This window comes from Novosphingobium humi (genome assembly GCF_028607105.1).
In the GTDB taxonomy this organism is placed as follows: Bacteria; Pseudomonadota; Alphaproteobacteria; order Sphingomonadales; family Sphingomonadaceae; genus Novosphingobium; species Novosphingobium humi.
Window position 1 is genome coordinate 176429 of record NZ_CP117418.1, and the last position, 19174, is coordinate 195602.

The following is a 19174-nucleotide window of genomic DNA, read 5'->3' on the forward strand; positions in this document are numbered from 1 at the left end:
ATCGCAAGCCAATTGAGAGCGTTCACAAAATATGTTGTGAACGCTCTCAATTTTAGCTATTCGCTCAACCGCACAATGAGTCGGCCGCCAATGCGGCGGCAAGGGAGAGCGCGATGAACCGGCAATGGGCCCGTCAGGGGCTGATCTGTGGCCTCAGTCTGGCTGCTATGGCGATGGGGATGCCCGTCGCGGCGCAGACACAGGAGCAAAACCAGCAAACGCAGCGCATTGCCGATCTGCTTGCCCATATGAGCGTCGAGCATAAGGTGGCGCAGTTGATCGAGCCCGACATCGGCTCGATCACCCCCGAGGATATGCGCCGCTATCGCTTCGGCACGATCCTGAACGGCGGCAATTCCGGCCCCGGCGGCAATGACAAGGCTCTGGCTCCGGCATGGCTGGCGCTGGCCGATGCGATGTATCGCGCGGGGACCGAACCGCTTCCGGCCGGCGAGCCGGTCATCCCGCCCTTTTGGGGCACGGATGCGGTGCATGGGCATAATAACATCATCGGCGCAACGCTGTTTCCGCATAATGTGGCGCTGGGCGCCGCGCGCGATCCGGCGCTGGTCCAGCGCATCGGCGCGGCCACGGCCGAGGAAATCGCCGTTACCGGCATCGACTGGGCCTTTGCGCCGACGCTGGCCGTGGTCAAGGACACGCGCTGGGGCCGGTCCTATGAAAGCTTTTCGGAAGATCCCGCCATCGTGGCGCGCATGGGCGTGGCCGAGGTCGAGGGGCTTCAGGGCAAGCTGGGCACCAAAGAGTTTCTCAATCAGCGCCATGTGCTGGCCAGCATCAAGCATTTCTTTGCCGATGGCGGCACGGGCGGCGTCGATCAGGGCGATACGCGCGGCGATCTGAACACCATCATCGCCACCCATGCCGCCGCCTATGTCCCGGCGATCAAGGCGGGCGCGCAGACCGTGATGGCCTCGTTCTCGAGCATCAACGGCGAAAAGATGCATGGCAACAAGGCGCTGCTGACCGATCTGCTGCGCGGCAAGATGGGTTTTGACGGGCTGTTGGTGGGCGACTGGAATGCTCATGGGCAGGTGCCCGGATGCAGCAACGGCGATTGCCCCAAATCGCTGCTGGCCGGGCTGGATGTGTTCATGGTGCCCAATGACTGGCACGCCCTGTATGACAATCTGCTGCGCGAGGTGCGTGACGGCACGATCCCCATGGCGCGGCTGGATGAGGCGGTGGGGCGTGTGCTGCGCGTTAAATTGCGCGATGGCTTGTTCGAAAAGCCCGCGCCCGCGCAGCGTGAACTGGCGGGTAAATGGGATGTGCTGGGTTCGCCCGAACACCGCGCTCTGGCGCGCGAGGCGGTGGCCAAGTCGCTGGTGCTGCTCAAGAACAATGGAGTTCTGCCGATCAAATCATCGGCGCGCATTCTCGTCGCCGGACACGCGGCGGATAATATCGCGCAAGCGGCTGGCGGCTGGACCATCACCTGGCAGGGCGGCGGCGATCTGACCAATGCCGATTTCCCCGGCGCGACCTCGATCTATGGCGGCATCGCCAAAGCGGCGGCCAAGGCCACGCTATCGGCCGACGGCAGCTATTCCGCGCGGCCCGATGTAGCCATCGTCGTGTTTGGCGAGCAACCCTATGCCGAATTTGTCGGCGACCGGCCCGATCATGCGTTGCATGACGAGGAAGGGCTGAAGCTGCTGCGCAAGTTCAAGGCCGCGCATATTCCGACCGTGGCCGTATTGCTGTCGGGGCGTCCCCTGTGGGTCAATCGTGAACTGGCGCTCGCCGATGCCTTTGTCGCGGCATGGTTGCCGGGCAGCGAGGGCGAGGGGGTTGCCGATGTGCTGATCGGCGGCAAGACGGACTTTTCCGGGCGTTTGCCGTTCCATTGGCCCGCCGCCTGCGATGACAGCGGCAAACCCTTGTTCAGCGTGAACTATGGCGGCGGCTATCGCCATCCTGCGCCGCGTCTGCCGGTGCTGGGCCAAACCTGCGCGGCGCTTAATGCGGCCGCGGGCGGCACGTTTGAAGTGTTTCACAAGCGTCTGGCCGCTGGCGTCGATGCCAGCATCCGCGAGGGCGCGGACGAAACGCTGCTGCATGGCTTCGTCGGCGCGGGCAAGCAATTGAAGGTCATGGGCTTTGACTATTCCGCGCAGGAAGATGCGCGCGAATTGATCTGGAAAGGCCCCGCCGATCTGCGGCTGAGCTGGCCCGTTGCCAATATGAAGCCCTTTGCCGGGGCGGCCTCGGGTGAGGTCGTGCTGCGCTACACGATCGATCAGGCGCCCACCGGCCCGGTCACGCTGACCGGCATCGCGCAGAGCGGCGCGGCCGAGGCGCGGGTCGATCTGGCACCCACGCTGCGCGCGGCGGCCGGGCGCGGGTGGCAGACCGCCCATATCCCTCTGGTCTGCCTTGCCGGAAATGCGCCCGGTGCCCTTGCCGGGGTCGATCTGAATGTGGGCGCGCCGCTGGGCATGAAAATCGCCACGATCGAGGTTCGCCCCGGTGGGGCAAACATCAGCTGCACTGAAGCAAAATTCTGAAGAAAAACATTTTTCCAGGAGGATGGTCATGAGGAAAATACAAAAAACTGCGGTCTCGCTTGCCGGGGTCGCCATCGTTCTTGCCTGCGGTGCCGGGACTGCACAGGCCCAGCAGGCCGCCGCTGCCGCTCCGGCCGCTGAAGAACCCGGTGCGATTGTCGTGACGGGTCTGCGCAAGTCGCTGGCCGATGCCGTGGGCATCAAGCGCAACACGCAGGGTGTGGTCGATGCGATCACCTCGGAAGACATCGGCAAGATGCCCGATACCAATCTGGCCGAATCGATCCAGCGCATTCCCGGCGTCTCGATCGACCGCGCCAATAATGAAGGCTCGCGCGTCACGGTGCGCGGCTTTGGGCCGGAGTTCAACCTTGTCACGCTCAACGGCCGTTCGATGCCGGGCAGCGGCACCGGCGGCACGCGCTCTTTTGACTTCGCCAATATTTCGGCCGATGGCGTGTCGGGCATCGATGTGTTCAAGACCGGGCGCGCCGATGTGGCATCGGGCGGCATTGGCTCGACCATCGACATCCACACCGCGCGTCCCTTCGATCACAATGGTCTGCGCGCTTCGGCCCAGGTCAAGGGCACCGATGACACTTCGCGCTCGGGCTTCCATGTGACGCCCGAATTCTCGGGTCTGGTCAGCGACACGTTTGCCGATGACCGCATCGGCGTGTTGCTCAACGGTTCCTATTCCGAACGCGACAGCCAGGTCCAGTCGGCCTATACGCGCGGCTGGCTGAACAACGTCTATCTGGGCGCGGCCACGATCACCGATAACCGCAGCAACAAGAACGGTCCCACCTGGGCGCCGCAGGATGCCAACTGGGCGGTGGAAAACCATCACCGCACGCGCATCAACGGTCAGGCTGTGCTGCAGTTCAAGCCCACCGACACGATCGTGGGCACCATCGACTACACCTATGCCCTGTATAAGGACCACGCGCTCAAGAACAGCTTTGGCGCATGGTTTGGTTATGGTGGCGCCTTGAGCAGCGCAACCATCGACCAGAACGGCACGATGACCAATCTGGTCGATGCGGGTTCCGATCTGTCTTATACCGGCACCGACGACCAGCAGCGCAACCAGCTCGGCTCGCTGGGCGGCAACGTGAAGTGGCAGGCGTTCGACAATCTGACCATCACGGCCGACGCCCATCATTCGGTCAACAATTCGACCGACGAAAGCCAGTTCTACATTGTGGGTCAGGACCAGAATTATTCGATCAACAAGATCTTTGATTCGACCAAGACGGCCATCCCCACGACGACCTGGACCTTCCAGTCGCCCTATAACGTCAACAATCTCAACACCTCGCTGATCACGCCGCTGTTTGGCCAGCACAATCTCAACCGCCAGCGTACCGCCATTGACGAGGCGCGGCTGGAAACCGAATGGCGCAACAATGGCGACAGCGGGTTGCGCGCCATCAAGGTTGGCGTGAACTACAAGCAGACCAAGACGGGCTTTACCGTTTACAACAGCGGCAATATCTCGAACGGCTATTATGATCCGCGTCTTGACGGGGCCTTGCCGTCCTCGCTTTTCACCAAGGTCAATTCCTCCTCGCTGCTGAACGGTTTGTCGGGTGGTGGCAAAGACATTCTGGTGCCCTATTTCTACAGCTTCAATCCGTTTGCGGTGTCGCAGGCGCTGGCCGGTCTGCCCAATTACAACGGTACTGGCCCAGCGCCCGCCTATCCTTCGGGCTATGGCTATGGCACCGTTCCGGCCACGGACAATCTGATCAAGGAACGCACCTTCTCGGCCTATGCCCAGATGCAGTTTGATGCCGATTTCAACGGCATGCGTTTCCGGGCTCAGGCGGGCGTGCGCTATGAACACACCAGCGTCAGTTCGGCCAGCCTTCAGCAGACTCCGGTGTCGGTAACCTGGAACAACCCCACCGAGTTCCAGACCCAGTTCCTGCCCGGTGCGCAGGTCTATACCGCAGGCAGCAGCTACAATGACTTCCTGCCCGCGATCGACATGAGCCTGCAGATCACCAAGCGCCTTGTTGCGCGTGCCTCCTACAGCACGACGATCACGCGTTCGGATCTGACATCGCTTGTCTCGACGCAGGTGGTCAATGCCAACCCGCATGTCGGCAACCGCACGATCTCGTCGGGCAATCCGGGCCTGCTGCCCTACACTTCGCAGAACTTCGACCTGTCGTTCGAATATTATATCAAGAACAACAGCTACTTCTCGGCGAACTATTTCGTCAAGCAGGTGTCGAACTTCATCACCCAGACCACCAGCAATGTCACCATTCCGGGGCTGACCGATTCCTCGGCGGGCGCGCTGGCGCAAAAGGCGACGGCTGAAGTGCTGGCCGCAGGACAACAGGCCAGCCCGCAGAACATCTTTGCCCAGATGGTGGCCGATACCGGCCAGCAGGCCTTTGTCGGCCAGCCCAACGACCCGTTGATCACATGGCAATTGACCAAGCCCAGCAATGGGCCGACCGTCAACATCCATGGCTTTGAATTTGCGGGACAATATGTGTTTGGTGATACCGGCTTCGGGCTTCAGGCCAACGTGTCGCTGCCCGCGGGCGGCGCGCATTATGACAACACCAATATCCTTGAACAGTTCGCCTTGCCCGGTTTGAGCAAGTCGTACAACATCGTGGGCTTCTACGAAAAGAACGGGTTCCAGACCCGCGTTGCATGGAACCATCGCGATGCGTTCCTGGCCGCGCTGTCCCAGCCGCTCTATGCCAACCAGCCGACCTATACTGCGGCCTATGGCCAGCTTGATGCCAGCGCGAGCTATGACATCAACCGCCACGCCACGGTGTTCATCGATGCCGTCAACATCCTTGGCGCATCGCAGAACCAGTATGGCCGCTTCACCAACCAGTTCCTTTATGCCGCCAAGGGCTATGGGCGCTATCAGGTGGGTGTGCGCGTCAAGCTGTGAGGCCTGAACGTTGAACCATACCGGGGCCGCCTCAATCGCTGATTGGGGCGGCTTCGGCCCTTTACGCCAAGGTCTGCAAAAGCATTTCGCGCAAGTGCGCCGCGCTGCTGCGAGTGAGCGGGCCAAAGGCCCCGCGCGCCGTATCGGGCAAATGGTCAAAGGCGGGGCCGTTGGTCTCAAACACAAGGTTGTCGAACACCACTTTCCACGCCGCGCGCTGATCTTTGGGCAAATCGCGCAGGGTGAGCAGGCCGGAGAGCAAGGCGGTCATCGGCGAACCGAAATAGGCCGGCACATCGCGCCACCATGTGTTGACCATGACATTGACACTATCGAGCGATTCCACACCATGCCACCACAAGGTCGGAATATAGATCGCATCGCCCGGCTCGAGAATGGCGGTCAGCCCATGCGCCTGCGCCTCGCGATAGCGGGGAAAGCGCTCGAAATCGGGCGCGCGTATGTCGACAAGGCTGATCGGTTGGCCCGCGGGCGTCAGGTCGAGCGGCCCCATATAGAGGTTGGGCAACTGATCGATCGGAAACAGGGTGAATTGGCGCCGCCCCGCCACCACGCAGGCGATATTTTCGACATTGTCATAATGGGGCGCGGTCATCGTCCGGTTGCCGATCCAGATGGATTGCAGAAACTGGCTGGCCGGGATGAAGGGCGTGATGTCGTGGCTCCGGGCAAAACCGGGGAAATAGCCTGCCAGCGTCAGCGATCCGGCAAACAGGGCCGATGGCGAGGACAGGGCCGCCTCGGCGCGCAGCCGGGCGGCAAATTCGGTGATCGGGGTCAGTTCCTTGCGATAGTTGAAGCTGGTATAGCCGGGTTCATAGAAAAATCGTCCACGATGGACCGGATCGCAGACAAAGTGAGGGATGGGAAGGCCGGAGCTGATAGCGCAAAGATGATCAAGCAGGCCGTCAGGACCGAGCTGAACAGAAGGCCATGACGATATCACGCCCTTCAGGACGGCGGGTTGAGCCATCGGCTTAATTTCTTCGACGAAGATCTTCGGCGTTACATCAAAATATTGCGACATATTTTTCATATGATAATCTTTTCAAATTATTCTCATCAATGATATTATATTTTTGGGATGGGTCAATAAATTATGGCAAATTTCGTTCCGCTGGACTTTGCAGAACATCGCTTGCTGCGCCTGGCCTCCGGCTATGGCGCGTCTCTGGGCGATGGGTTGGGGATGGTGGGCGTGGTGCCCACGGAAATTCCCGCGCTGGTCAATTCCTATCCGTTGTTTTTCCGCGTTTCCCCGCTGACGGGCGGGTTTGAACTGGGGGCGATGCTGGGTTTTGCGGCGGAGGAAAATCTGTTTCTGGCCGATGAGGGCTGGGATGCGGCCTATGTCCCGCTGGTGCGCCGCTGCGAACCCTTTGCCGTACAGCAAAGCCCTGCCAATCCCGACCGCAACAGTCTGATGATCGACCTCGACAGCCCGCGCTTTGCGCAGGGCGGCGGGGACGTCCTCTTTTTCTCCGATGGCCGCCCTTCCGAAAGGCTTCAAGCGATCATCGATGCGCTCGAAGCCCTGGTCAAAGGCGCGCAGCAGGGGGGTGAATATGCCGCCGCGCTCGATGCGCTGGGCCTGATCGAGCCGGTTGATGTGCGGATCGATCTGGGCGGCGGGGAGAGCCATAATCCAACGGGCCTCTTTGCCATTGCCGAGGCGCGTCTGGCCGAACTGCCCGCCGATGCTCTGGCCGATCTGCATCGGCGGGGCTATCTGGGCTGGGTCTATCAACAGGCGGCCTCGGTCGGCCAGATCGCCAATCTCATCGCGCGCAAGAACCGGGCAAGGGCGCCCCATGCCTTCTGAATCCCGCTCGATCATCATCGTGGGCGGCGGCACGGCGGGATGGCTGACTGCGGGCCTTCTGGCTGCGCGCCTTGGCCTGCCTGCGCGTGGGGATTTGCGCATCACGGTGGTGGAATCGCCCGGCGTGCCCATTCTGGGCGTGGGCGAGGGCACATGGCCGACGATCCGCCAGAGCCTTCAGGTCATGGGCATCGGCGAGGGCGACTTTCTGGCGGCCTGCGATGCCACCTTCAAGCAAGGCTCGCAATTCGTCGGGTGGCGGCAACAGGGCGCGGCGGGCGAACACAGCTATATCCACCCCTTCACCCCGCCCTATCGTTTTGGCGAGGTTGATCTGGCCTCGGCATGGCTTGCCGCGCCGTCGATGGGGTTCGACGAGGCGGTGTGTTTCCAGACCGCCCTGTGCCGCGCCGGCCTTGCCCCCAAGACGCGCAGCAGCCCGGAGTTTGAGGGCATCGGCAATTACGCCTATCATTTCGACGCGGGCAAGGTGGCCGGTTTCCTCAAGGACCACTGCATGGCGCGGCTGGGCGTGCGCTATCTGGCCGACGATGTGGAGGAGTGCCGGATGGATGACGAGGGAGCCATTCTGGCCCTGCGTACCGCCCGCCATGGCGAAATCGAGGGCGATTTCTTCGTGGATTGCAGCGGCCAGCATGGCGTGCTGATCGACCGGGTTTACAAGGTGCCGTTGGTCAATTGCCGCGATGTGCTGTTCGTTGACACCGCTCTGGCCGTTCAGGTGCCCTATCCCGAACCCGACAGCCCGATTGCCTCGGTCACGCTGGCCACGGCGCAGGAGGCGGGCTGGATCTGGGATATCGGCCTTACCACAAGGCGGGGCGTGGGCTATGTCTATTCCAGCCGTTACATTTCTGATGACGAAGCGCGCGACCGGCTCGACCGCTATGTCCGCGCGATTTCGGGGCGGCCCTTGCCCGCCGAACCCCGCCGCATCCCGATCAATTCGGGCTATCGCGAGCGGTTCTGGGTCGCCAATTGCGCGGCCATCGGCGTGTCATCGGGCTTTGTCGAGCCGCTTGAAGCCTCCAGCATTGCGATGATCGAGGTGTCGGCCAACCATCTGGCTGAGCATCTGACTTTTGACCGCGAGGTCATGGCGATCGAGGCAGGGCGGTTCAATCGCAAGCTGGATCAGGTTTGGCGCGATGCCATCGACTTTCTCAAGCTGCATTACGTGCTGAGCGACCGCAGCGAGCCGTTCTGGGTGGACAATCGCGACCCGCGTTCGATCCCGTTCTCCCTGCGCGACAATTTGCGCGTCTGGCAAGGCCGCCCGCCGATCAGCGGGGATTTCCCGATGACCTGTCAGTTGTTTGGTCCGGCCAGCTATCAATATATCCTCTATGGCATGGGCGATCCCGCCTCGTCGGGCGCCGCGCCCAAGGGGCCGCCGGCGGGAGAAAACCTGCATCGCGATCTGGAAGAGGTGCGGGCCTTGGCCGCCCGGTTCGGGCGCGTGCTGGGCCCCAATCGGGATTGGCTGGCACAGAGGCAATCCTAGTGAACAGGCACTGGCCCGGTCTTATGGCGCCACGCCGCCGCCGGGCCGGGCCGACTTCAGATAGATCAGCGACATCCAGGAGAGTTCCCCGACAAAACTCTCCCAGTCATCACATTCCGGACTGTCATCCCTATCGAGGATGACGCGGCGGGACACTGTCGCAAAGATCATCCTGAACACGGTGGCCGCCTTGGCGGCGGCATCGCCCTCGATCTCATGGGCAAAGTGCAGCAAGGCGGCGGTGGCGACATGCGCGGAATCCGACGCGCGCCGGTTGCCCAGACTCGACATTCTGGCGTCCGTGCCCGACCGGCGCATCGCCAAACCGATCATCACGGCATTGTCGCGCAGGATTTCGGCAAAGCCCGCAACATAGGCCGGCACGTAGGCGTCGAGCGATGGGCAGGTCGCCATCAGCCTGTCGACCATCCCGCGCTCCGTCCTGTCGAGCTTTTCCAATTCGGCCAGCAGCACCGCCCGGACCAGACCATCCTTGCTTTCAAACCTGTGATAGATCGAGCCGGTCGACACTTTTCCCCGCGCGCTGACCTCCTGCAGCGTGAAATCCTCACTTTTTCGGGCGAGCATGACGGCGCGCGCCGCCTTGACCATGCGGGTCAGGGATTGCGCGCTGCGTCGTTGGCTGGGTTCAGGTCTGCCGTTCGGCGTCCAGGCGGACTGGTTCGCGGCGGCATCATCGGGCAGGGTTTGGTCCATGCCATTTCCTAAGAAGCTTCATGCCGCGATGGCAAGCCGGTCCGTTGCGCGGGGGGCCGGATGGCGACATCGGCCCCCGGCGTCGGCCGCTTGACAGAATTAGAATCTAATTCTAATTAATCGACAGTGTCCCGGACAGCCGGGCTCAAGCCCTTACGGGGCGAAGTTTCGGCCTCGGCATGATCAGAAGAGGGGAGAGATTCATGAGCATTGCCTTTGCTCCGACAGCACCCATGGCAATGGGCGCGCCGCGCCCCGGTTGTTCCCGATAAACCCGCCGCGGCCCAGGGGAGGACATCCCATCGGCCGCGCATCCCCGAAAGTCTCCGCCATGTCCAATATCAAATGGCAATATGCCGATCACTGGCGCACGCCATCGCCGCAAGGGCCGATCAACCAATTCGCCTCGATGCGCGAGATGGACCGCTTCATCAAACAGATCGCGTCGGTCGGGCTGACGGGCATCGGGATGTTCGCGTGGAATCTGGGGGCGATCTCGGCCATGTTCGGCTCCTTGCGCAGCTATCGCGAATTTCTGGCTGATCGCGGGATTGAAAAGATCGTCGATCTCTTCTGGTGCGCCCCCCAGGCCAGCCCCGGCATGGAATTGCACAATCCCGAACATGCCGGGCGCGTGGTCGGCATGCTCGAACATTTCGTCCGTCTGGCCGATGGGCTGGAGGTCGAGAACCTCGTCGTCATGCCCGCCCATTGCTATACCGACACCCAGCCCGTTACCGCCGAGCGCATCAAGGTTCTGGCCGATGTGTGGAACAGGGCGGGCCGCATGGCCGCCGGCCACGGGCTCAAGCTGGGCTGTCATCACGAATTCTGGTGCGGCATCCGCAGCCAGGAGGAGATCGACCTGTTCTATGCCCATACGGACAGCGATTTCGTCCATCTCTATATCGACACCGCGCAGCATGTGATTGCCGGTGTCGATCCGGTCGCGCTTTATGAGAAATACGCCTCGCGGGTGAACGGCTTCCATTTCAAGGATACGCGCCACGTCGATCTGGTGGAGGACTATCGCTCGCTGCCCGATCCCGAACTGGTGGCGCGCACCACCCCGCGCTGGTTTTACGAAATGGGCACGCCGGGCGGCATGGTGGATTTCCCCGCGCTGATGCGGGCCCTGAAAAGGCATGCCTATCAGGGCTGGATCGGCGTCGAGCATGACAAGGCCGACATTGGCGGCGGCAGCTATCCGGAATCGACCGCTCTGGCGATGTGGTACGCCCGCAACGTCTTGTCTCCCATCTATTCCTGACCGAGCACCGCCATGACTCTACGCTACAGCTATGGGCTGAACCAATGGAATGCGGGCCATGATCGTTTTGTCCTGCGCGATGACCATGTGCGGGCCTTCAAGACGCTGAACGCCTGCGGGTTTGATTCGGTCGAAATACCCTGCGGATCGGGACGCTGGGAACCGCTGGGCCGCAAGGACTGGATCGAGAAATTCTACGGCTCCATTCGCGGGTTGAAGGATGTGATGGCCGATTGCGGCATTACCGCTGTTTCCAGTTTCATCTTCAACCCCGCCGAACCGATTTTCGAGGAGGGCGCCTTCGGGCTTTCCCCGCTCGAACCGGCGCATCACGGGCGGATTCTTCAGACCTTGCGACAATATGCCGCGATCCTGCCCGAACTTGGCGGAGACAGGCTGGTGGTGCGTGCCCTGCCCGACTGGAGCGCGAACCATGTCTGCGATACGGCCACGATGCAGCTTGCGGCGGATTGCTGGAATGCGGTGGGCGCCATGGCCATGCGCGAAGGGGTGCGGCTGGCGCTCAATTTCGATTGCGTCACCATGGCGCGGGATGAAGATGACATGGCCGCCCTGCTGGACCTGTGCGACCCGGCGGCCGTAGGCCTGTCGGTGGACACGGCCGATGCCGCGATCATGGGGCTTGATCCGGTCGCGCTGTATCGGCGCTTTGCCGCCCGCGTCATCCATGTCCAGCTCAAGAACGCGCTGCACCGCGATGATCTGGGCGAATACAGGCTGCCTTTTCCCGCAAAGTTCATGCTGGGCGGAGGCGGCGCCCGCCATATCGCGCGCTGGTATTGCGAGCTTGGCGATGAGGACGGGCTTGTTGACATTGCCGAGTTTCGCGCCGCGCTGGCGGCGGGGGGCTATGACGGCTGGGCTGTGGTGGAAAGCGATCAAAGCCCGGAACCCGCGACCAGCGCGATGCTCAACGGCTGGTATCTGAAAATGAGGGCCGCCGCCTAGGCTCTGCCCGACGGCGGCGGGATGCTGCGGCGCGGCGTAGAGCCATGCAAACCGCAGCATCCCATTCCCGCCTCTTGCTAACGATGGCCTGGAGCGTTTTCGAACCAGACGGAACCATCCGGTGGCTTGGAAAACGCGGCAAAACAAGGATCCGGAGCGAGCGACCCGATGCCGTCGGAACGGATTTCGCTCTAGGCCCCGACGGGGATGGGGTTGTCGACCAGGCTCTGGTTGAAGGCATGGACCAGCCCATGTTCGCCCGCGCCCACATTGTCCCGAAGGGGGCGCACCGCCTCGACCAGCACTTCGGGATCATCGCCCGCCAGCGCGGCCAGCGTCTGTTCGACAAAGGCATCGAGCGGCATGGCGCGCGGGTCGCCGCTCTTGTAGATCAGATCGGTGTCCACCCAGGGCGGCGGGATTTCCTGCACCCGCACACTGGTGTCGCGCAGGGCAAAGCGTTGGGAAAGCGCATAGGAGTGCAGCGCCGCCTTGGTGGCCGAATAGGCCGCATTGCCCGCCAGCGGCACATAGGCCAGCACGCTGGTGGTATAAAGGATGGTCGCCTCCGGCTGCGCCTTGAGATGGTCGACCAGCGCCGCGCTCATACGGATCGGTCCGAGGAAATTGGTGGCGCTCAGTCGGTCGAGCATAGCATCATCGACTGCGCCTGCCGGATCGTCAAAGGGCATGAAACCGGCATTGTTGAACAGCACGTTGAGCTTGGGAAAGCGGGCCACCGCCTCCTGCGCGGCGGCTGCGATGCTGGCCGGATCGGAAACGTCGAGGTCGATCGCGGCCATGCCCGGATTGACGGCGGTCACCTCGTCCAGCAAGGCGCGGCGGCGGCCCGAAATGATCACCTGATTGCCTAGCCCGTGCAGCGCCTCGGCCAGAGCGCGGCCGATGCCGCTGGTGCCGCCGGTGATGAAGATCGTGTTGTCGGTCAGTTTCATGGGAAAGCTCCTTTCAATTCAGTTCAGGCGGTGACGCGGGCGACGCGGGGGAAGTCCAGCGTGGTGTCGACGATGTTGTTGATCGAGTTGGTCAGGATGTTGACCGCGACATGGGCCACGGTTTCGAGAATTTCGGCATCGGACAGCCCGGCCGCACGGGCCTGCTCAAGGACAGCCGGACCCGCCCGGCCATGATCGGCATTGACCGCCAGCGCCAGCGTCAGGATCGCCTCGACATGGGCGTCGCTGGCCCTGCCCGATTGGGCGGCGGCGGCATCCTGGGCGCTGACGCCTCTGGCCCGCGCCCCGCCGGTATGGGCGGCAAGGCAGTAATCGCAGCCATTGGCCGCCGCGACGGCCACCGCGATCTGTTCCTGCACCGAGGGAGGCAGGGCGCCGCCGCCCAGCGCCGCCTTGGCGCCCCAATAGACATCAAGCACGGCGGGCGCCTGCGCCATCACGCGAAACAGATTGGGCACCTTGCCCAGACCGGCGCGGGCCTTGCCGAAAATGTCGGCAACCTTGGGCGTGACGCTTTCGTCGGAGAGATGGGGGATAAGAGACATGGAAATCATCCTTTCATCAGAGGGGATCAGTTTTGCGCCAGACCGAAGCGCGGGGCCGGGCGGCTTGCGGAAAGCTGGGGACCGAGCGCGGCGCGGGCGGCCTCGAACGCCTCCCAGAGCGCGATGTCCTGAAGCGCGGGGATGGTGTGGAGTTCGCCCCGGTCGAGACCGGCCAGCGCGGCATCGACCATGTCATCGGCGCGCATCACGATCTCGCCGGGCAGGTTTTCCACCGGCAGACCGCCGATTTCCCAGAAATCGGTCGCCGTCGCGCCGGGCAAAACCGCCTGAACGCGCACGCCCTTGTCGGCCAGTTCATGGTGGAGCGAGGTGGTGAAAGCCTGCACAAAGGCCTTCGACCCGCCATAGACGCCGTTGAGCAATTCGGGCGCCACCGCCACGATGGAGGCGATGTTGATGATCGTGCCGCGCCCGCGCGCCGCAAAGCCCGGCGCGGCGGCATAGGTCAGCCGGGTCAGCGCCAGCACGTTGAGGCGGATCATCGCCTCCATGCGCTCCACATCGCTGTCGAGCAGCGAGGCATGGGTGCCGATGCCCGCATTGTTGACCAGCGCGGTGATGCTGGCGTCGCGGCGCAGGATCTCTTCCACGCGGGCCAGATCGGCGGCCTCGCCCAGATCGGCGGCGACCACCTCGACCGCGCGGCCCGTGGCATCGGAAATCTGCGCGGCCAGCGTTTGCAGCTTGTCGCGGTTGCGGGCCACGAGGATGAGGTCATGGCCGCGCCGGGCGAGGCGGTCGGCATAGATGGCGCCGATGCCGGTGGAGGCGCCGGTGATCAGAGCGGTGCCCTGGGCGATGGGGTTGGTCTGGGACATTGGGGGATCTCCTTGGTGGGGTTTGTTTCTGACCCGCCCTGTATGGACCCGATGGACATTGACCGAAATGACGTATAAACTACGTTTTCAGGACATAGTGCAAAGGCTCATCCCATGCCCCACATCGCCATGGTGCTTTCCCCCGGATTCCAATTTCTCGCGCTGGGCACGCAAGCGGCCTTTGAACTGGCCAACCTTGTGGCGGATCAGGATTTCTATTCGCTGGGCATCTATTCCGTGCAGGGCGGAATGATGACATCCTCGACCGGCCTGCCGCTGCCCACGGTGCCGCTGATGCAGGCCGGGCCGATCGATACGCTGCTGGTGATGGCGGGCACCACGCCGCCACCGCAGCAGGATGCCGCAACGCTTGATACGCTGCGCGAGGCGGCACAGGCCGCGCGGCGAGTGGCGGGCCTTTGTACAGGGGCCTTCCTGCTGGCCCAGATGGGGCTGCTCGACGGGCGGCGCGCCACCACGCATTGGTCCTATGCCCGTATGATGCGCGAGGCCTATCCCGGCGTCCGGGTGGAGGAGGACCGCATCTTTATCAATGAAGGGCCGGTGTGGACTTCGGCGGGGCTGACGGCGGGGCTGGATGTGGCCGTGGCGCTGGTGGAAAAGGATCTGGGCGCGGATGTGGCAGGCGCCGTGGCGCGGCGGCTGGTGATGCATCACCGGCGCGCAGGCGGCCAGTCGCAGCATTCCGAACTGCTCAGTCTGGCGGCCAGCAGCGACCGCATCCAGAAAGCGCTGATCCATGCGCGCACGCATCTGACCAATCCTCTGGGCGTGGAGGAGCTGGCCGAGGTGGCCGCCCTCTCGCCGCGCCAGTTCAGCCGAGCCTTTCGCGCCGAAACCGGGCAATCCCCGGCCAAGGCGGTCGAGCAATTGCGGCTGGAGGCGGCCAGAATCCTGCTGGAGGATACGCGCCACAGTCTGGAGGCCGTGGCGCAGCAGACCGGCTTTGTCGATCTGCGCCGGATGCGCGAGGCCTTCATGCGCCAATATGGCCAGCCCCCGCAGGCCCTGCGGCGTCTGGCCAGAACGGGTTAGGGCGCGGGTTCAGAGCGCCCGCAACCGTTCCATCGCCACAGGTTCTGCCAACAGGTCGCCCAATCGGGCGGCCGCCCCGCTCGATTCGAGCAGCGCGGCATGGGTATCGAGCGTGGCCTGATCGGCCCATGCCTCGACCATGATGATCACGCCGGGCGCATCAAGGCTCTCATGCGCGCCATAGGCCAGACAGCCCGGTTCGGTCAGCACCTTGGGGATCAGCGCCAGCATGGTTTGCGCCAAGGCCTCCTCCTTGCCCGGTTGGGGCACAAGGCGGGCGATCAGGTGAACGGTTGTATCAGTCATGGAATTCACTCCATCCCATCGGAAAGATTTGCCGGATAATGCGCTTGGCGCGATCAGCGTACCAGCAGGCGCGCAATGGCCTGACGTGCGGCCGCCAGCGTGGCAAGGGCCTTGGGGCCGTCTCCATAGGCGCGCGCCAGCGCCATGGCCCCCACCATTTCGGCCACAAGGGATGTGGCCAACAGGCCTGCCTCCCCGGAATCGCGCCCTCGGCGGATCAGCGCCCCGGCCAGAGCCTGCTCCATCGCCGCGATACCCGCCTGAAAGCGCGCCCGCGCCGCCTCGGGCATGCGCGGAGCCTCGCCCGCCAGCCAAGGCAGCGGGCAGCCGCGATCATGGCGCCGCATCGTCTGTTCCGAAAGGTAAAAGTCGATCAGCCCGTCCAGATCGTCGCTCTCGCCCAGAAAGCGCTGAATCATGCCTGCGCTGTCCTGAAACATGCGGTCGATGGCATGGGTCACCAGATCGTCGCGGTTTTCGAAATGGGCGTAAAAGCCGCCATGGGTCAGCCCCGCCCGTTTCATCAGATTGGCCACGCTCAGCCCCTCGGTGCCGCCGGCCCGCAGCGCGGCGGCGGCCTCGTCGAGGATGCGTTCGCGCACACGGGCCTTATGGGCGCTTTTGTCAGCCATCCTGCATCACCTTCCGACCAGTTTCAAATCCACCGCCCATTGCCCGTACAGCCGCCACGCTGGAGCGCGCAAGAGCTTCGCGCGATTGGGTCAACCGGTCGCTGGCCTCCAGCAGGTTGCGGTCGGCGTCCAGCACGTCGATCAGCGAGACCGCGCCTTGGGTATAGGCATCGCGCGCCTGATCGCGGGCGCGGGTCAACAGGGCCACCTGCTGCGCCAGCGCGGCCTCCTCGCGGGCGCCCTCGTCCAGCGCGGCAATGGCATCCCCGACCTCTGCGCCGGCCACCAGCGCGGCCTCGCGCCATTGGGCCAGAGCCTCGCGCCGGGCCCCGCGCGCCGCGGCCAGTTCCGCATCGATCCGCCCAAAATCAAACAGCCGCCAGCGCAGCGCCGCGCCGCCGCTGGCCGTGACCGCATCGCCCGATGCCAGCGACAGGCCGCCCACCGTGACCACGCCGGCCAAAGCGCCCAGCGACAGATGCGGGTAATATTCCGCCTTGGCCACGCCGATGCGGGCTTGTGCCCCGGCGGCCCGCGCCTCGGCGGCGACCAGATCGGGGCGGCGGCGCATCAGCGCGGCGGGATCGGCATCCAGCGCCGGAGTAAAGCCCAGCGGCAGCGACGCGGGCGCGCGCAGCCGGTTCGGCCATGCCCGGTCGCCGATCAGCACGCCCAGCCGGTCAAGATCGACCGCGATGGCCTGACGCAGCGGGGGCAGGGCGGCTTGGGCTGCGGCATGGGCGGCCTCGGCCCGGTTGGCGTCGAATTGGCTGGCCAGCCCCTGATCGGCGCGTTGGCGCACCAGCGCGGCCAGCGATCCGCGCAAGGCGGCCTGATCCTGCGCCAGCGCCAAGCGCTGTTGCAGCCCGCGCAGGTGCAGATAGGCGTCCGCCACCTGCGCCGTCACGGCCAGACGCGCCGCCTGTTCCTCGGCCAGCGTGGCCATGGCGCCGCTCGCCGCCGCGCGCCGGGCGGCCGAAAGCCCGCCAAACAGGTCGATCTCCCACTGGGCCCCGACGCCCGCCTGATAAAGTTCATAGTCGCGCGGCAGGCCGATCTTTTGCGATGCCGCGCCGATGGGCGAATGCAGCGACTGCCGGTCGGTCTCGGCCCCTGCCGAAAGGCTGGCCGAAGGCAACAGCGCCGCGCCCGCCCGGCGCGACATAGCGCGCGCCTGCTCCACCCGCGCGGCGGCGGCCTCCAGCGAGAGATTGCCCGCCAGCGCCTGCGCCTCGGCGGCATCAAGCAGCGGATCGTTGAAGGCCTGCCACCATGGCTGCACGGCCTGCACCTGTGGTGACGGGGCGGTCTGCGCGGGCGCTGCCGGCACCAGCGCCAGAGCGGCAAGCGGAAAAGGGAAAATACGCATCACAAGGCTCCTTCAATGAGCGGCGGCATCGGGGGGAGGCGGGGCGGCGGCGGGGCGGCAAAACGGCACCAGCACCAGCGCGGCGACAAACATGAAGGCCATGATGCGGAACACATCGTCAAAGCCCAGCGCCAGAGCCTCACGCGAGATCACGCGGGCCAAAGCGCCCTGCGCCATCCATTGCGCCTGGGCGGCATCGGGCGTGATCGCGGCCATATGCGCGGCAAGGGTGGCGGTTGCCTCCTGCACCGGGGCGCCGTAGTGGCCCATCGCTTCGGACAGGCGCGCGGCGGCGATGCGGCTGTCGTCCTGAAGCCAGCTGTTGACCACGGCGATGCCGATCGCGCCCCCCAGATTGCGCATCAGGTTGAACAGACCCGAAGCCGCGCCCAGTTCCTGCGGCGGCACCGCGCCCAGCGCCATCGTCACCGAGGGCACGATGCACAGCATCAGCGCAAAGCCGCGCAGCATCTGGGGCGCCAGCAATTCCCAAAAGCCCCACTGGCCGGTCATTTCCGAGGTCAGCCACAGGCTGGCCGCGAAGAGCAGGAGGCCCACGGTGATCATGGCCCGCATGTCCACCCGCTGTGACAGTGCGGCGGCCACCACCGTCGAGGCCAGTTGCGCCACGCCCACCACAAAGATCGTCTGGCCGATCTGAAGCGCGCTGTAGCCGCGCACCAGCGCCAGATAGAGCGGGATCAGCGAGATCGAGGCATACATGCCAAAGCCGATCACCAGATTGAACACCGAGGCAAAGGCAAAGGTGGGCCGCCGGAACGAGCGCAGGGAAACGACCGGCGAGGCCGAGAAAAACGAGCGTTCGAGAAACAGCGCAAAGCCAACCGCCGAGGCCCATGCCGCCAGCGCAATCGTCTCATCGCCCAGCCAGTCATGCCGGGGGCCTTCCTCCAGCACATATTCCAGCCCGGCCAGAAACACCGCCATCGCCGCCAGATGCGCCCAGTCGATGCGCTTGAGCAAAGAAGGGTCGGCGCCGTCAATGCGCAGCAGCAGGCCGCAGGCGGCGGCGATGAACAGGCCGGGCATCACGTTGACAAAGAACAGCCAGCGCCAGTTCAGCACATCGGTGATATAGCCCCCCGCCGATGGCCCCAGCGCCGGGGCCAGCACGCTGACCGTGCCCAGAATGGCCGGGATCAGCGCGCGCTGTTTGCCCGAAAACAGGGTGAAGCCGACTGCAAACACCAGCGGCACCATCGCCCCCCCGGTAAAACCCTGAAGCGCGCGAAAACCCACCATCGAGCCGATTGACCACGACAGGCCGCACAGCAGGCTGGAAAGCGTGAACATCAGGCATGAGGCGACAAACAGCCAGCGCGTCGAAAGCGCCCGCGCCAGAAAGCCCGAAAGCGGGATCATCACCAGTTCGGCCATCAGATAGGCAGTCTGGACCCAGCTTACCTCATCGGCCCCGGCGGCAAGCCCGGCGGCCACCTCGCGCTGGGACGCCGAGACGATCTGGATATCGAAGAGCGCGAGGAACTGACCAAAGGCCATCAGGCCGAAAATCAGGAATTTGCGCGCCGTGGGCATCGCGGTGGGGTCGGCGGACCAGTCCTGTGACAGGCGCGAGAGAGCGGGGGGAAGCATGCCACGATTTTGCCTCTTGTTGAAATGATGAGTGTCATATATATGATGAACA

General features: G+C 64.2%; 16 protein-coding genes. 7 read left to right on the plus strand and 9 right to left on the minus strand.

The genetic code is table 11. The annotated features are described in order from the left end of the window. Window positions 1-113: 113 nt before the first annotated feature. Window positions 114-2531, plus strand: coding sequence for a glycoside hydrolase family 3 protein (locus tag PQ457_RS16905; RefSeq protein WP_273620016.1), 2418 nt, complete (start codon window positions 114-116; stop codon window positions 2529-2531). Between the two features lie 28 nt (window positions 2532-2559). Further along, on the plus strand, window positions 2560-5460 hold the full coding sequence (locus PQ457_RS16910) for a TonB-dependent receptor (RefSeq protein ID WP_273620017.1): 2901 nt from the start codon (window positions 2560-2562) through the stop codon (window positions 5458-5460). 61 nt (window positions 5461-5521) lie between these two features. Here the strand turns inward: PQ457_RS16910 and PQ457_RS16915 are convergent, their stop codons facing one another. Continuing rightward, window positions 5522-6454, minus strand: coding sequence for a cupin-like domain-containing protein (locus tag PQ457_RS16915; RefSeq protein WP_420541004.1), 933 nt, complete (start codon window positions 6452-6454; stop codon window positions 5522-5524). A gap of 126 nt (window positions 6455-6580) precedes the next feature. On the opposite strand from PQ457_RS16915, the gene PQ457_RS16920 reads away from it, so the two are divergent. After that, complete coding sequence (locus PQ457_RS16920) at window positions 6581-7303, plus strand: SapC family protein (RefSeq protein ID WP_273620019.1); 723 nt, start codon at window positions 6581-6583, stop codon at window positions 7301-7303. Further along, window positions 7293-8828, plus strand: coding sequence for a tryptophan halogenase family protein (locus tag PQ457_RS16925; protein ID WP_273620020.1), 1536 nt, complete (start codon window positions 7293-7295; stop codon window positions 8826-8828). The genes PQ457_RS16920 and PQ457_RS16925 overlap by 11 nt, the downstream gene beginning before the upstream one ends. 21 nt (window positions 8829-8849) lie before the next feature. On the opposite strand, the gene PQ457_RS16930 is transcribed toward PQ457_RS16925, so the two are convergent. Then, on the minus strand, window positions 8850-9545 hold the full coding sequence (locus PQ457_RS16930) for a TetR/AcrR family transcriptional regulator (RefSeq protein ID WP_273620021.1): 696 nt from the start codon (window positions 9543-9545) through the stop codon (window positions 8850-8852). Window positions 9546-9876: 331 nt separating this feature from the next. On the opposite strand from PQ457_RS16930, the gene PQ457_RS16935 reads away from it, so the two are divergent. Together PQ457_RS16935 and PQ457_RS16940 are read left to right on the plus strand one after the other, a co-directional pair. After that, entirely contained in the window at window positions 9877-10815 is a 939-nt protein-coding gene (locus PQ457_RS16935) for a sugar phosphate isomerase/epimerase family protein (RefSeq protein ID WP_273620022.1), read from the plus strand. Window positions 10816-10827: 12 nt separating this feature from the next. Further along, a complete protein-coding gene (locus PQ457_RS16940; RefSeq protein WP_273620023.1) occupies window positions 10828-11784 on the plus strand; it encodes a sugar phosphate isomerase/epimerase family protein in 957 nt (318 codons plus the stop codon). Window positions 11785-11975: 191 nt separating this feature from the next. Here the strand turns inward: PQ457_RS16940 and PQ457_RS16945 are convergent, their stop codons facing one another. The 3 genes from PQ457_RS16945 to PQ457_RS16955 are packed head-to-tail and all read right to left on the minus strand — an operon-like array spanning window position 11976 to window position 14145. After that, window positions 11976-12740 carry an SDR family oxidoreductase gene (locus tag PQ457_RS16945; RefSeq protein ID WP_273620024.1) on the minus strand — a complete coding sequence of 255 codons (765 nt, stop codon included), beginning with the start codon at window positions 12738-12740 and terminating at the stop codon, window positions 11976-11978. 23 nt (window positions 12741-12763) lie between these two features. Next, window positions 12764-13306 carry a carboxymuconolactone decarboxylase family protein gene (locus tag PQ457_RS16950; RefSeq protein ID WP_273620025.1) on the minus strand — a complete coding sequence of 181 codons (543 nt, stop codon included), beginning with the start codon at window positions 13304-13306 and terminating at the stop codon, window positions 12764-12766. Between the two features lie 26 nt (window positions 13307-13332). After that, window positions 13333-14145 (minus strand): SDR family NAD(P)-dependent oxidoreductase, encoded by an 813-nt coding sequence (locus PQ457_RS16955; protein WP_273620026.1) that lies wholly within the window; start codon window positions 14143-14145, stop codon window positions 13333-13335. A 114-nt stretch (window positions 14146-14259) separates the two neighbouring features. Between PQ457_RS16955 and PQ457_RS16960 the strand changes: the two genes are divergently transcribed. Next, the gene (locus PQ457_RS16960) at window positions 14260-15201 is read left to right on the plus strand and encodes a GlxA family transcriptional regulator (RefSeq protein ID WP_273620027.1); all 942 of its coding nucleotides are present in this window, start codon (window positions 14260-14262) and stop codon (window positions 15199-15201) included. A 9-nt stretch (window positions 15202-15210) separates the two neighbouring features. Here PQ457_RS16960 and PQ457_RS16965 read toward each other — a convergent pair whose 3' ends face one another. The 4 genes from PQ457_RS16965 to PQ457_RS16980 are packed head-to-tail and all read right to left on the minus strand — an operon-like array spanning window position 15211 to window position 19122. Further along, window positions 15211-15507, minus strand: a complete 297-nt coding sequence (locus PQ457_RS16965; RefSeq protein ID WP_273620028.1) for a putative quinol monooxygenase — start codon at window positions 15505-15507, stop codon at window positions 15211-15213. Between the two features lie 53 nt (window positions 15508-15560). Next, window positions 15561-16139: a TetR/AcrR family transcriptional regulator gene (locus PQ457_RS16970; RefSeq protein WP_273620029.1), complete on the minus strand. Its 579-nt coding sequence runs from the start codon at window positions 16137-16139 to the stop codon at window positions 15561-15563. Then, a complete protein-coding gene (locus PQ457_RS16975; protein WP_273620030.1) occupies window positions 16132-17508 on the minus strand; it encodes an efflux transporter outer membrane subunit in 1377 nt (458 codons plus the stop codon). Before PQ457_RS16975 ends, PQ457_RS16970 begins: the two co-directional genes overlap by 8 nt. Before the next feature lie 12 nt (window positions 17509-17520). After that, window positions 17521-19122, minus strand: coding sequence for a DHA2 family efflux MFS transporter permease subunit (locus PQ457_RS16980; protein WP_273620031.1), 1602 nt, complete (start codon window positions 19120-19122; stop codon window positions 17521-17523). Between the last annotated feature and the right edge of the window lie 52 nt (window positions 19123-19174).